This is a genomic window from Serratia sp. ASV30, from assembly GCF_016428815.1.
In the GTDB taxonomy this organism is placed as follows: Bacteria; Pseudomonadota; Gammaproteobacteria; order Enterobacterales; family Enterobacteriaceae; genus Chania; species Chania fonticola_C.
In genome coordinates this window covers 43839-56942 of record NZ_JAELTL010000009.1, presented here as the reverse complement: position 1 = coordinate 56942, position 13104 = coordinate 43839, and the positions used below count along the sequence as shown (strand labels likewise).

General features: G+C 54.3%; 10 protein-coding genes. 7 read left to right on the top strand and 3 right to left on the bottom strand.

What is annotated here, in order from left to right:
- Nucleotides 1-3 precede the first annotated feature (3 nt).
- Nucleotides 4-834 (bottom strand): helix-turn-helix transcriptional regulator, encoded by an 831-nt coding sequence (locus JHD74_RS05780; protein WP_199062016.1) that lies wholly within the window; start codon nt 832-834, stop codon nt 4-6.
- 97 nt (nt 835-931) lie between these two features.
- Here JHD74_RS05780 and JHD74_RS05775 point away from each other — a divergent pair, with 97 nt between their 5' ends.
- Complete coding sequence (locus JHD74_RS05775) at nt 932-2350, top strand: MFS transporter (RefSeq protein WP_199062014.1); 1419 nt, start codon at nt 932-934, stop codon at nt 2348-2350.
- 39 nt (nt 2351-2389) lie between these two features.
- On the opposite strand, the gene JHD74_RS05770 is transcribed toward JHD74_RS05775, so the two are convergent.
- The gene (locus JHD74_RS05770) at nt 2390-4474 is read right to left on the bottom strand and encodes a DUF2207 domain-containing protein (protein ID WP_199062012.1); all 2085 of its coding nucleotides are present in this window, start codon (nt 4472-4474) and stop codon (nt 2390-2392) included.
- A 4-nt stretch (nt 4475-4478) separates the two neighbouring features.
- The gene (locus JHD74_RS05765) at nt 4479-5021 is read right to left on the bottom strand and encodes a LemA family protein (protein WP_199062009.1); all 543 of its coding nucleotides are present in this window, start codon (nt 5019-5021) and stop codon (nt 4479-4481) included.
- Nucleotides 5022-5148: 127 nt separating this feature from the next.
- On the opposite strand from JHD74_RS05765, the gene JHD74_RS05760 reads away from it, so the two are divergent.
- The 6 genes from JHD74_RS05760 (at nt 5149) to bcsB (ending at nt 13097) form a co-directional block, all read left to right on the top strand.
- A complete protein-coding gene (locus JHD74_RS05760; RefSeq protein ID WP_199062007.1) occupies nt 5149-5781 on the top strand; it encodes an FMN-binding negative transcriptional regulator in 633 nt (210 codons plus the stop codon).
- Nucleotides 5782-5818: 37 nt separating this feature from the next.
- Nucleotides 5819-6772, top strand: a complete 954-nt coding sequence (gene ybiB / locus JHD74_RS05755) for a DNA-binding protein YbiB (protein ID WP_199062005.1) — start codon at nt 5819-5821, stop codon at nt 6770-6772.
- Between the two features lie 442 nt (nt 6773-7214).
- A complete protein-coding gene (locus tag JHD74_RS05750) occupies nt 7215-7748 on the top strand; it encodes a cellulose biosynthesis protein BcsO (protein ID WP_074028041.1) in 534 nt (177 codons plus the stop codon).
- Complete coding sequence (gene bcsQ, locus JHD74_RS05745; RefSeq protein ID WP_074028042.1) at nt 7739-8545, top strand: cellulose biosynthesis protein BcsQ; 807 nt, start codon at nt 7739-7741, stop codon at nt 8543-8545. The genes JHD74_RS05750 and bcsQ overlap by 10 nt, the downstream gene beginning before the upstream one ends.
- A gap of 17 nt (nt 8546-8562) precedes the next feature.
- A complete protein-coding gene (bcsA, locus tag JHD74_RS05740; RefSeq protein WP_199062003.1) occupies nt 8563-10674 on the top strand; it encodes a UDP-forming cellulose synthase catalytic subunit in 2112 nt (703 codons plus the stop codon).
- On the top strand, nt 10671-13097 hold the full coding sequence (gene bcsB, locus JHD74_RS05735) for a cellulose biosynthesis cyclic di-GMP-binding regulatory protein BcsB (protein ID WP_233169453.1): 2427 nt from the start codon (nt 10671-10673) through the stop codon (nt 13095-13097). Before bcsA ends, bcsB begins: the two co-directional genes overlap by 4 nt.
- Nucleotides 13098-13104: the final 7 nt, after the last annotated feature.

Here is a 13104-nt window from a genome sequence, read left to right as displayed (position 1 = left end):
GCTTCAGAGCATTGCCTCAAAGGCGGCACTGGCTGGGCAATCAGGCTGTGCACTGTACATGACCAACCGCAGGTGGTTGTCTTCATCGACAATAAACGAGGCGTGTTCAAACGTCACTTCGCCTGCTCCTGCAACCAGGAAAGTGCGTTGCCCCTGGCAGCGGCCATGAATATCGTGCCGTTGCCACAGCTGGCGAAATTGGGGGGACACATCGCTCAGAGCCTGAATACGTTGCAACATGGTGGCATCTTGCGGGGCGCGGGCGTAATCACGGCGAAAGCTGGCCAGAATTTGTGGGGCCTGCTCCAGCCATCCCATCAGCCGCTGATTGAGTTCGGGATCGGCAAACAACATCCACAGCATATTGCGCTGTTCTGGCTGACGCTCAGCGATAGTAAACAGGCGGTCTGCCGCCGAGTTCCAAGCGATAATATCCCAACTCAGGTTCATTACATAGGCCGGGCGTAGGGTGAGATCGTCCAGCAAGCGGCGTACCAAGGGAGTAACCTGGCACCATTGATGGCCTGCTACCACCGGTGGCCGCTGATGCGCCAGTAAAAACAGATGATAGCGTTCGGTCACATTCAGCTTCAGAACCCGCGCCAGATCCTCAAGAAACTCTACCGAAGCGTTGATTTCCCGCCCCTGTTCCAGCCAGGTGTACCAAGTCAGGCCTACGCCAGCTAATGCGGCAACTTCTTCACGCCTTAACCCTGGCGTGCGCCGCCGCGTACCGCTCGGAAGTCCAACGGCCTGGGGGGAGAGTTTTTCACGCTTCATACGCAGAAAGTCTGCCAACTCTTGGCGGGTTCGGTTAAGGGTACGTGGTGGCATCGTGGGTCCTGTTACTCTCAGTAATAGTATAACTGGCTATATAGTAACACTTTAAAGCATGTTCCATACTGCCGTCATCATGATATCAGGGGGCGTTATGGAACAGAGTTTGTCTGACAGTAAGGCTGGATTACCAGGGCTGCCGGTGTTGCTACTTGGTGGGTTCGTCACCATGTTCGATTTGTTTGTGGTTAACGTGGCGGTGCCGGTGATCCAGCAGCAGTTCAACGCCAGCTTTGCCGGGGTTGGGTTGATTATCGCCGGTTATGAACTGGCTTTTGGTATTTTACTGATTGCCGGTGGGCGATTGGGGGATCGTTTCGGTCGGCGGCGTATGTTTAGCTACGGTATGTTGGCTTTTGCGTTGACCTCGATGCTTTGCGGTCTGGCGGGGTCGCTGTGGGTCCTGATTGTTGCCCGGTTTTTGCAAGGTGCAGCGGCAGCGCTGCTGTTTCCGCAAATTTATGCCTTATTGCGTGTGCTATATGGCGAAGAGCAGCGGCGGCGAGCCTTTGCTCGTTTGGGGATGACGCTTGGGTTGGCGGCGATTTGTGGCCAGGTGTTGGGCGGTTTGATTATCGAGGCCAATATTCTGGGCAGCAGTTGGCGCATGATCTTTCTGATCAACCTGCCGATTGGCGTGCTGGCGGCGTTGGCGGCGCGACGCATTCCTGAGTCCAGACTGGCGCAGGCCCAGCGGCTCGATGCTAAAGGTCTGCTGCTGGCCGCTGGCGGTTTGCTGCTGTTACTGTTCCCGTTACTGGAAGGCCCATCGCGTCACTGGCCTTGGTGGATTGCGCCGACGATGGTGCTGGCAGTGGGGCTGTTAGCTTGGTTTGTGCGTTGGGAACGGCAACTTGCCCGTCACTCCGGTGATGCGGTTCTCGATCTGGCCCTATTTCGCCAAGGTCACTTTGCCCGCGGCACGGTAATTGTGCTGGCGATTTACTCCACCGCATCCTCATTCTTCCTCTGTTTTGCCCTACTGTTACAGGCCGGAATAGGGCTGACGCCGTTCCAGGCGGGTTGCCTGTTCGCTCCGGCCAGCGCCGCCTTTATGCTGGCCTCCTTTTTGGCTCCGGGCTGGGTGCAACGCTGGGGGAATATTGTGTTGGCTGGTGGGGTGGTGGTCTACGCCAGTGGCATGATATTGCAGGTGGTGCAGGTGCTATGGGGACGTGCGTTCAGCCATCCGTTACAACTGTTACCCGGCCTGATGATTTTGGGTTTTGGTCAGGCATTGAGTATGACGCCATTGCTTAATTGGGTGCTTGGTCTGGCGAAGGAGCATCAGGCAGGTATGGCAGCAGGTTTGGTGTCTACAGTGCAGCAGGTAGGCGGTGCTTTGGGGATAGCGGCCAGCGGCATGTTCTTTGTTCCGCTGCTGGCCGGGGGGGCAGAGCCACAGCACTATGCCAGAGCCTTTGCTGGTGCTATGGGCTATAACCTGTTGGCGATGCTGGTTGCTTTGGTTCTGCTGCTCTTTACCCACCGGCAGTTAGGCAGGGGCTGTTAACGCATTATTGCGCCGGTTTGCCCGGCGCTGCGTTACTATTTACCAGCCCCCACCGCCGCCGCCGCCGGAACCCCCACCCGATGAGCCACCGCCGGACGATCCAGAACCGCTGGAGCTGGAGCCTGATGAACTTGAACCGGAGCTTGAACTGCTGCTGGGTGTCGCCATAGACGATGCGGTACAGGAACGACTAAAGCGATTCACGCGCTGCCAGTCTGCGTCGACAAAGGCTTCCGACATAGCCCCGGATTTACTGAGGTATTCGGCAAAGGTATTGGCCCAGGTCTTGCCCACGCCGAGCGCTAGCGCCGCCGGTAACAGGCTTTCAAAATGGGCAACCAATTGATCGGGTGGGTAAAGTGCTTGATAGCGATTTCTCTCGGCCGTACCCAGATACAGTTTCAGCCCTTGCGCAGTGGCCAAATCATTCAGCCCCCGTTGGGTGTATCGCGGGATCATCCAGCCAAAAGCTATGCATAGCAGAATGGCGGCCAGCAGCGCGCCAATATACCCGGCTGGAAACTGCGTCAGGGGCAACATGCCAAATAAGAAAGCGCCACCGCCAAAGGTGGTTAACGGGCCAAATAGAAGAGCAATAACCAAGGGGATGAACCCAAAAGTATTCCAGGTTTTTCTCGGGCTCAATAAAAATCTCAACGGTAAAGAGAGCAGCAAGATCCCGAACAGCAGGAAAATCAGGGCAGGAATGGTGATTACTGCCGCGCCGAGATTAAACAACGCCCCGCAGATCACCGGGATCAGCAGCATGATATAGACTGCGCGGCGCACCGGTTTACCCCATTTGTTGAATAATTTCTCACGCTGGTCTTCACTGCGTTTTTCCAACCATTTACGAGCATTTTGCATTGGTCGCTGATAGGCCAGGCCGAGGTTGATATTTTTGCGACTGCCGCTAAACAGCAGGCCAAGTAACTGCTTATCGCTGGTGGTCAAGCGCTTGTTATTGTCATCTGGTTGGTACGATAACCATTGTTCATCCGCCGATTGAAACCTGGAAAACCACGGGCCTGTGGATTTGCTCGCTTTAAGCGTGATCGCTGCGCCACGTTTGGCGACCAGCTCCAGCAAATCGCTGCTGAAAGCCACGTCGTCGTACTTACGCTGGGTAATAAACCGCAGATAGCCTGGCGACAGGGTGGTAGGCATCGTATATAGCGGCACAACCGGCGGCATCTTCAAGCCAATTGCGGTCACGTTGTTACGCCACCACCACAAACAATAGACCGCGAGCAGCAGCACAGGTATCCAGATCGCACTGGTTGCCAGCGTGGGTAACAGCAGGTGCACCAACGGTGAAGATGCTTGCGGGGCAGCGGCACCGGCCAGAATATCGCGTGGCCAGGTGTAGACAACGGTCAATCCTTCGCCGTGGTCCAGCGGTTGCGTGGTTTGCACTCCTCCGTCGGGAAGTATGCTGGCGTTGTGCTCTTTTGCGCCCAGCGTTCCGGTATAGACATCGATGGAACGCAGCCGGGAGTCTCTACCTTCGTTATCCAGATAATTACTGGCGTCCGGCAGCTCCAGTTGGAAGCTGGCCTTGGTGATTGGATAGGCCCAATCGTTCCCCGTGACGTTCCAGTAGAGTTCGTCCCACTCGGGGAAACGGCTGAAGTGGTTACTGACCTGATAGCGGATCTGGTAGTTATAAATCGCCGGTTGCAAGATGTGCTCGGCACTACCAATACGCACTGTCAGCGTCTTTGATGTTTTATCCAGGCTATAGGGTTCGGCAACGCCGTCGCGCAATACTTCTTTGATCTGATAATCGACGCTGAAAATCTTGCCGTCCTGGCGGTTCCAGGTGAGCGGCAGGGTGCGGAAAATCCCACGGCGTATCTCTTGCCCTAAAGACAGCACCTTGATGTTTTCCCGCATTTCCATGCTGCCGTCTGGGTTAAAGTGCGCATGGGTATCAAATGAGAGAATATGCTCATAGGCACGTACCCAACGGGGAGCACTTGCTGGCACAGCCTCTCTGTCGGGAGCCTCGGCAACGGGGGCTGCCCCAACGGCGATATCATCAGCCGTAGCCGGCGCGGCTGCTGTCATCAATAGCGATAACACCCATAATACGCGCACTAACAAACCTGATATTGCAGCCATCGTGCTAGTCCATCCGTGGAACTTTAGCTTCCTCGGGATCTTCGAGTTCGAAGAACGCATCCGCTTTAAAATTAAACAGCCGGGCCAGGATTAAACTGGGGAACGACTCCACCAGAATATTGAAATCGCGCACCGTACCGTTGAAATAGCGGCGTGCCATTTGCAGTTGTTCTTCGATCTCTGCCAGAGATTGTTGCAGGGAGAGAAAGTTTTGGTTGGCTTTCAGTTCCGGGTAGGCTTCTGCCAGCGCAAAAATGCGGCTCAAAGCACCAGAAAACTCTTTTTCACTCTCGGCAACCTGAGGGGTGTTGCCAACCAGGTCGCTGCGCTGGCGCGAGAGGGTTTCAAACAGCTCTTTCTCATGCAGAGTGTAGCGCTTCACCAGGGTCAACAGGTTGGGGGCCAGATCGTGGCGGCGTTTGAGCTGCACCGCTATACCGCTCCAGGCTTCGTCTTTGAAACGGCGCAGGGTGATAAAGCGGTTATAAGTCATCACGGACCAGATCAGCACCACGGCGATCGCGGCCAGAGTGAGATAGATTTCCATTTTTCATTCCATGTTTGATGGGGAATACATCATTCCATTGTATGTTTATGGATACTATCTTATTCCGCTAGGGTGGGTAAATCTCGCTATGTCCAGCAAGCCCCAATCCACAAGGAAAACTTAAGCCATGTATCAACTAGAGTCATTCCGTGAAGACGATTTAGACGCCCAGATAGCCTTGGTGCGCGCCAATCCTCTGGGGCTGATCGTTAGCCAGGGGCCACAGGGTTTGGTAGCAGATCCGATCCCCTTTCTTATTGATACCGATGATCAAGGGCAGGTGACGCTCAGGGCGCATCTGTCGCGAGGCAACCCACATTGGTCGTTGCTGCAAGCCGGGCAAGAATGCCTGGTGGTGTTTCAGGGGGCTGAGGGCTATATCTCGCCGGGATGGTATGAAACCAAGCGGCGCACCGGCAAAGCCGTGCCGACCTGGAACTATGCTGCCGTCCACATGTGGGGGACGCCAACGGTCACGCAAGATAGCGCTTGGCTGCGCCAACTGCTAACGGAACTGACGGCGGTGCATGAAGGCAATCAGCCGCAACCTTGGCGTGTTGACGATGCGCCAGCGGAGTATATTGCCGCCAATATCAAAGGCATTGTCGGCATCGAAATCGCCGTCACCCGGCGTGAAGGGAAATGGAAAATGAGCCAGAACCGCAGCGCTGCCGATATCGACGGGGTGATTGACGGCCTGCGAGCCGGTGACGATTGCCAACAGCAACTTGCCGATGAGGTTGAGCGCCGTCGCGGATAAGGTATGCTTATTGCAAACCGAATCAGCGGAGCGAGCGATGGATTACAGCAAAATTATCAAAGAAATAGGCCGTGGCAAGAACCATGCGCGCGATCTGGATCGGCAAACGGCTTTTGAGCTCTATCAGGCGATGCTGTCCGATGCCGTGCCACCTCTGGAGTTGGGAGCCATCCTGATCGCCATGAGAATCAAGGGGGAAGCCGAGGAGGAGATGCTTGGCTTCTATCAGGCGATGCAACAGCAGGTCATGCGGCTGCAACCCCCGAAGGGGCGCCCGATGCCGGTGGTGCTACCCAGTTACAACGGCGCTCGTAAACAGGCCAACCTGACGCCGTTACTGGCATTGTTGTTGGCCAAAGTTGGGCTACCGGTAGTAGTTCACGGCGTAGTGAACGACAGCACGCGCGTCACCAGCGCAGAGATTTTCCGTGAACTTGGGGTGCAGTGGTCTGAAGATCCTCAGGCTGCTCAACGGCGTTTGGACGGCGGAAATGCGGTGTTTATCCCGGTGTCGGCGCTTGCGCCAGCGTTGGAAAATCAGCTTGGTTTGCGCTGGAGAATGGGCGTGCGTAACAGCGCCCACACGCTGGCAAAATTGGCGACGCCGTTTGGTGAGCAGGACGTGCTGCGCATCGCCAGCGTTTCTCATCCGGAATACGTCGAGCGTGTTGCCTCATTTTTCTGCCAGATCGGTGCGCGGGGATTATTGATGCATGGCACCGAAGGGGAGGCTTACGCCAATCCGCAACGCTGTCCAAAAATCCACTATATCGTCGGGGGTCAGCAGCAGATTTTGTTGGAACGGCCAGAACAGGATGCGTTAGCTGAGGTGCCTGCCGCCAAGGACGCCGCAACAACGGCGCGATGGACGGAACGCTGTCTGGCTGGTGAGGTCGCCATTCCCGAGCCGATCGCTCGGCAGGTTGCCTGCTGCCTGGTCGCTACCGGCCAAGTGGAGACATTGGAGCAGGGGCTGATCAGGCTGCGATAGTCTGCCTTATTACCTTCTATTATCAGGGGCGAATACCTTTGCCCCAAGTATTTATCACTGTTGTGTTGGTTATTTTTAGTAAAAAAATCTCAATTACCAGACTATATATTACTAACCACTTAAATTATGGCATAAGTTGGTGGGTTATGTGATAAGACGGGGTAAAAGCGTTTAAAACTCAGTGTATAACTTTAAAGAAGTAGATTACACTCAGCCCATCAGCTTTGGGGTCTTGCATGATTTTCCATCGATTGCGGAGGTTTGCTCCGTCTTGGTTGTAAAAAAGGACTTGTAAGCTACTCTATCTAAACCATAAGAAGAGAAGCGCTTAAAATACATAGACGGTTTTCCATTGTGTATTTGGGTTATAGATCACGTTATTTTACATTCGTGATTTGTATGTATTCATACAGTGCCAAGTGTAAGCTTATAGGTCTGGATTATGAGTAAATATGATGATGTCCAAGGATTCAAAGATAAGACCAATCTCAAAGGGCTTGATTATAAAGAATTTCCTCGTGCAGATGTGGCATCGGCCTCACAACGCTGGTCTATTGTTGAACAGGTAGCAGGCAATGGTGGTATTACTGCCAGCAGCTCGCAGCCAACGCCGATCAATAGTACGGATCTCTCTTCCAGTGCACCTTTAGGGTTCGAACCGCCTGCACAACCCAAGGCGGTGATAACAGAAAATACCGCCTTGCCCGGCCACATTCCTCATAATTTTGATCGTTTTGCTCCGCCGGTGGAGCCTAAACTCACTAAAACCGCCCAGCCGGAAAGCCCGCGTGACGTTCTTGCTCAGGGTAACCCTTTTCATTCCCCTGCAAGCGCTCCGCCGTCCGCTCCGCAACCAGAGAACCAACGTTTTAAGCAGATGTTCAGCAAGAAAACGTCCTCTGCCGGTGAAGTGATGGACGCTGGTCGTAATACATTACTCAAACCACTTTTAGAGTCTATTGCCTCATGCCGTTAGTCTGTGTTTGTTCTCCGAAAGGAGGGGTAGGGAAAACCACGGTTACTGCTAATCTGGCTTATGCATTGGCCCGTAGCGGCAGTAAGGTGTTGGTTGTCGACTTCGACACGCAGAATGCGTTAAGGCTGCATTTTGGCGTGCCTATTGCCGATAACCGAGGTTTTGTTGCCCAGTCGGCAATTTTATCCGATTGGAGTCAGTTTATTCTTAAAGTTGGGCCGAACCTGTTCGTTTTACCTTACGGCGACGTCACTGATGAGCAGCGCCTTCAGTTCGATGACAATCTGCTCAATGAGCCAATGTTCATTCAACGTGGCCTGAGTTCGGTGCTGAAGATCCCAGGCATGGTGGTGATCGCCGATATGCCGCCGGGGCGCAATGCGGCAGTGCAGGCCATGCAGGCCGCTGCGGACATGCGCATTATGGTATTGCTGGCCGATACCGCATCGCTCAGTTTATTACCCACTATTGAGCAGCATAAGTTTATGAGTGCGCCTGCCAGCAATGAAGTTGGCGAGTATTATGTGGTAAACCAGAGTGACATGCGGCGTACGTTGAGCAGGGACGTGACGCAATTCTTCGAACATCGGTTGCAAGACAAACTGCTAGGAACCATTCACCGCGATGAGTGTGTCCCAGAGGCCAACGCATCGCAACGGGCGATCATGGATATTAGCCCGGTGTCGGCTGCTGCATTTGATATTGAGCAGATCAGTAAAAAGGTCGCAGTAATTTTAGGGCTTAGTGTTGGAGATGGTACGTATCATCATACTACGTCTATTTATGGCTCTTCGTAAGGATTGTCTGGTTAGTTATGAATAAAATACTCTTTTATTTCTTACTGCTGTTGGCCTTACCTTTTATGCTGTTGATTATCATTGCCCCCATGAGCAGTGATAATCAGTATATCTTTGGCCTGATCTGCATAGCGATCGTGTTTATTTTAGGGGTGAGTAAAAGCAAAAAAGTTACCCTGGTAATGATTGTGATGTCGACCCTGATGTCATTACGTTACATCTACTGGCGCGCGACAGAAACCCTGCATTTCAACAGTACCCTGGAGGCGGTGTTGGGTATTGCCCTGTTTATCACCGAGCTGTATGCCCTGGTGATATTGCTGTTTGGTTATATTCAGACTACCTGGTCATTAAAACGCACTATTGAACCGCTGCCCGACGACACGTCGCTATGGCCAACGGTAGATGTCTATATTCCTACTTACAACGAAAGTATGGACGTGGTGCGCGACACCATCCTGGCGGCGCAGTGCATTGACTACCCGAAAGACAAGATGAAAATCTACGTGCTGGATGACGGCAAACGTAATGAGTTTGCCGTATTCTGTGCCGATGCGGGCGTAGGCTATATTACCCGCAACAATAACCACCATGCCAAAGCGGGCAATCTGAATAACGCGATGAAAGTGACTCAGGGTGAATTGATCACCGTGTTTGACTGCGATCACGTGGCAACCCGCGCCTTCTTGCAGGCGACGGTCGGCAGCTTCCTGGTGGATGAGCGCCTGGCGTTGATCCAGACCCCGCACTATTTCTATTCGCCGGATCCGTTTGAACGCAACCTGTCAGAGGCGAGCAAAGTCCCTAACGAAGGCGCACTGTTCTATGGGCCGGTGCAACAGGGTAATGATAACTGGAATGCCACCTTCTTCTGCGGCTCCTGTGCCGTGATCCGCCGTTCGGCGCTGGAGGAGGTGGGCGGTTTTGCGGTAGAAACCGTGACCGAAGATGCCCACACCGCCTTGAAGATGCAGCGTCGAGGCTGGAACACGGCATTCCTGGCGTTGCCATTGGCCGCCGGGCTGGCCACCGAACGCTTGGGGCTGCACGTGATCCAACGTACCCGCTGGGCGCGCGGTATGACGCAGATCTTCCGGGTGGATAATCCCTTGTTGGGGCGCGGCCTGACCTGGCAGCAGCGTTTATGCTATCTGAACGCCATGCTGCATTTCCAGTACGGCTTACCCAGGGTGATATTCTGCGTGGCACCGCTGGTTTATCTGCTGTTCAACCTCAATATCATCGCCTCCTCCGCCGGGCTGATTTTCGCCTATGTGTTACCGCATCTGGTGATGTCGATCTATATCAACTCCAGAGCCAACGGACGCTATCGCTATTCGTTCTGGGGGGAAATCTATGAGACGGTGATGTGTTTCCACCTGGTGATACCGACCCTGTTGACGATGATCTCGCCAAAACACGGCAAGTTTAACGTGACGGATAAAGGCGCGTTGCTGGATGTTAACTATTTCGACTCCCATATTGTCCGGCCGCATATTATCGCCGTGTCCTTGCTGCTAATCGGTACCGCCTGGGGCGTGATCCGCCTGGTGATGCCGGATCACTATGGTGCTAACCCGCAGGTTATTTGGCTTAATATTGCCTGGGCCAGTTTCAGCATGATTATCCTGCTGGCCGCCATTGCCGTAGCGCGGGAAACTCGCCAGGTGCGAAAAACCATCCGTATCGATGCCTCCTTGCCTGCAGTGCTGTACTTTGCCAGTGGCGCGGCGATGCGTACCGAAACCCTGGATCTTTCGATGGGTGGGGTCAAATTGAAAACGCCGGACGAGCGCTTCCTCAACGATCCGATCGAAGAGGTGGAAATATCGCTCAAGTCTGGGGCCGTCTGTTTCCCAGTAGAGTTGATCGATGTCGACAAGTCGGTGACCCGGTTAATGTTCAAAGAGATGCCGATTGAGAAACGACGGGAGCTGGTGCGGGTAGTATTGGCGCGGGCAGATGCCTGGATCCAGACCAAACCTTTCCCACAGGATCGGCCACTGCGTTCGTTGTTGGGCGTCCTGCGCTGTATTTTCGAGTTTTTCTATTTTTCCTGGCGCGATCGTCGGGCCAAAAAGCAGCAGAAGCGGCCTGAACTAAAGCGGGATAAGGAACAAGCCCTATGAGCCGGGTGAAAACCAAGTTGCCAACAGGCCGATCTACGCTCATTGCTCTGGTCAGCGGCCTGATGTTGGGGATGGGGCTTTCTGGTCTTGCCCTTGCAGCCGATCCGCAGCCTGCGCCGTCACATGCCAGCGATGGTGTCGAGATGCCAGGTTTTCCAACCTTGCCGCGTCCAACAGATGCTCCCCCAGCGGGTGCAGTGCCGGGCAGTGTTGAGCAAACTGCTCCGCTTGATATCGCTACGCCACCGGTTACCGTCTTCAATCAGTCGCTCGCTTCCACGCTCAGCGTGGGCGATATGGGGCAAACCACAGGATTGACGTTGAGCAACTGGCAACAGCAGTCCGGCTTCACCTTTACTTTACCCTCGGACTGGGTGGTAACGGACGGCAATCTGGTGCTGGATCTCGACATTTCCCCGGCCCTGATAGGAACCGATACCGAGCTGCAACTGATGCTCAATGGGCAACCCTTGAGCACCCAGAAGCTGAATCAATTGCATGAAGGCAAGGTCAGTTTGCAGGTACCGATCCCGGCCGCCATGATCGTAGCGCGCAACAACCTGAGTTTCAGCATTGGCAATGGCAGCAATGCGGCCATGCTGTGCGAAAAGGGGGCGGCCAATAAATATTGGCTCAAGGTGCTGCCAACCAGCCAGTTACATCTGGAAAACCAGGTGCTGAATATCAGCCCGAACCTCGGCCGTTTCCCCAATCCGTTCTTTGATCCTCAGACCATGCAACCCACCTTGGTGGACGTGATCTTCGGCCAGGAAAAACGGCCGGAAGACGTGGTAGCCTCCGCTATCGTCAGCTCTTATCTGGGGAAGGTCACGCGCCATAATAACTTGAACTTTCAGGTATTGCAGGATAGCTTGCCCGAACAGAACGGCATTATCTTTGCGCGCCCCGGCGAGCAGATTGGCCAGTTGACTCTGCCACAGGCCGATGGCCCGACCATTCAGATGATTGATAATCCGCTGAACCCGGTTTACAAGCTGTTGCTGGTGATGGGGCGTAACGCCACCGAGATGCGCCAGGCAGCCTATCGTCTGGTCAGCCAGCCGTTGCCGGAGAAAACCGCGTTGCTGGCGGTGAAGCCGGTGACTATTCCGCTGCGCCAGCCCTACGACGCCCCGCGCTGGATCGATACCAGCAAGCCGGTCAGCTTTGACAAGCTGGTGGCCAGTAATGAGGAACTGACCGTCACCGGCGTTTACCATGACGCGGTGCGCGTTGCTTTCCGTGCCGCCCCGGACCTGTTTATGTGGGATGGCAGAAACGTCCCGCTGCAAATCAACTACCGTTTCCCCACCGACAACTGGATCGATGAGAATAAATCCCAGCTCAGTGCCACGCTGAACGGCACCTTCCTGCGTAACCTTTCGGTGAACAAGCGCGGATTGCTGGAACTGCTGTGGCACCAGTTTGGCGGCGATATTCGCCAGGAACAATACGCCTTGGCCCTGCCACCGTATCTGATTTACGGCGACAACATGCTGGAGCTTTATTTTTCTATCGTGCCGAAAAACGGCGCTTCCTGCGATCCGACGGATAGCAACACTCTCAAGAGCCATATCGGGCCCAACTCGTATATTGATCTGAGCGATACCTATCATTTCACCGAGTTGCCTAACCTCTCTTATTTCGTTGGGGCCTCCTTCCCATTCTCCAAGCTGGCGGACTTCTCGCAAACCGTGCTGTTAATGGCGGAAAAACCCACGGACAACGAAGTCCGCGCGCTGTTGAACCTGACCGCTCGCTCAGGCGCGGCTACCGGCAGCTCGATTGGCAATGTGGATATCCGCTTTGGCCTACGAGGCAACGAGAACGAGTTGGACGACTTCAAGGGCAAGGATGTGCTGGTGGTCGCCTCACTGGCTCAGAGCACTTTCTATCAGCGGCTGTTGCAACAGGTGCCTTTTACGCTAAACGATAGCGGCGGGTTGGCGGTCAAGGCGCAGTCTACGTTGGAAAAACTGCAGTCCTACCTGAAAGGTAACTGGCGGACCCAAGGCATCGATGCCGATCGTTATCTCTCCTCATTGACGGACTGGCGTGGATTTTTCAGTTTCCGGTCCAGTTGGGATCCGCAACGGGTGGTGGTGGTGGCCAGCGCCTCTTCTGACGATGACCTGAACAAGATCTATGGCGATCTGAAATTGGCCCAGATCAACGCCGGAGTGCGTGGCGATCTGGCGGTGATCACCGATCAGAACGGCGTACGCAGCTTCCAGGTTGGCGAACAGTTCCCGAGTGGGGAGCTGCCCTGGTATCTGATCTTTATCTGGTATGCCAGTAAACATGTGGTGCTTTTATCCCTGACCGTGTTGGGGATTTCCGTGGTGTTGGGGCTGGGGCTGTATATTTTGCTACGCAAGCACGCCACCAAACGCCTGGGGAGAGATGCAGAAGATGAAAGTTAAAACACGT

Bases quoted from the DNA above. Each gene is read 5' to 3' on its own strand.
- JHD74_RS05780 (WP_199062016.1), bottom strand. From the start codon at position 834: ATGCCACCACGTACCCTTAACCGAACCCGCCAAGAGTTGGCAGACTTT.
- JHD74_RS05775 (WP_199062014.1), top strand. From the start codon at position 932: ATGGAACAGAGTTTGTCTGACAGTAAGGCTGGATTACCAGGGCTGCCG.
- JHD74_RS05770 (WP_199062012.1), bottom strand. From the start codon at position 4,474: ATGGCTGCAATATCAGGTTTGTTAGTGCGCGTATTATGGGTGTTATCG.
- JHD74_RS05765 (WP_199062009.1), bottom strand. From the start codon at position 5,021: ATGGAAATCTATCTCACTCTGGCCGCGATCGCCGTGGTGCTGATCTGG.
- JHD74_RS05760 (WP_199062007.1), top strand. From the start codon at position 5,149: ATGTATCAACTAGAGTCATTCCGTGAAGACGATTTAGACGCCCAGATA.
- ybiB (WP_199062005.1), top strand. From the start codon at position 5,819: ATGGATTACAGCAAAATTATCAAAGAAATAGGCCGTGGCAAGAACCAT.
- JHD74_RS05750 (WP_074028041.1), top strand. From the start codon at position 7,215: ATGAGTAAATATGATGATGTCCAAGGATTCAAAGATAAGACCAATCTC.
- bcsQ (WP_074028042.1), top strand. From the start codon at position 7,739: ATGCCGTTAGTCTGTGTTTGTTCTCCGAAAGGAGGGGTAGGGAAAACC.
- bcsA (WP_199062003.1), top strand. From the start codon at position 8,563: ATGAATAAAATACTCTTTTATTTCTTACTGCTGTTGGCCTTACCTTTT.
- bcsB (WP_233169453.1), top strand. From the start codon at position 10,671: ATGAGCCGGGTGAAAACCAAGTTGCCAACAGGCCGATCTACGCTCATT.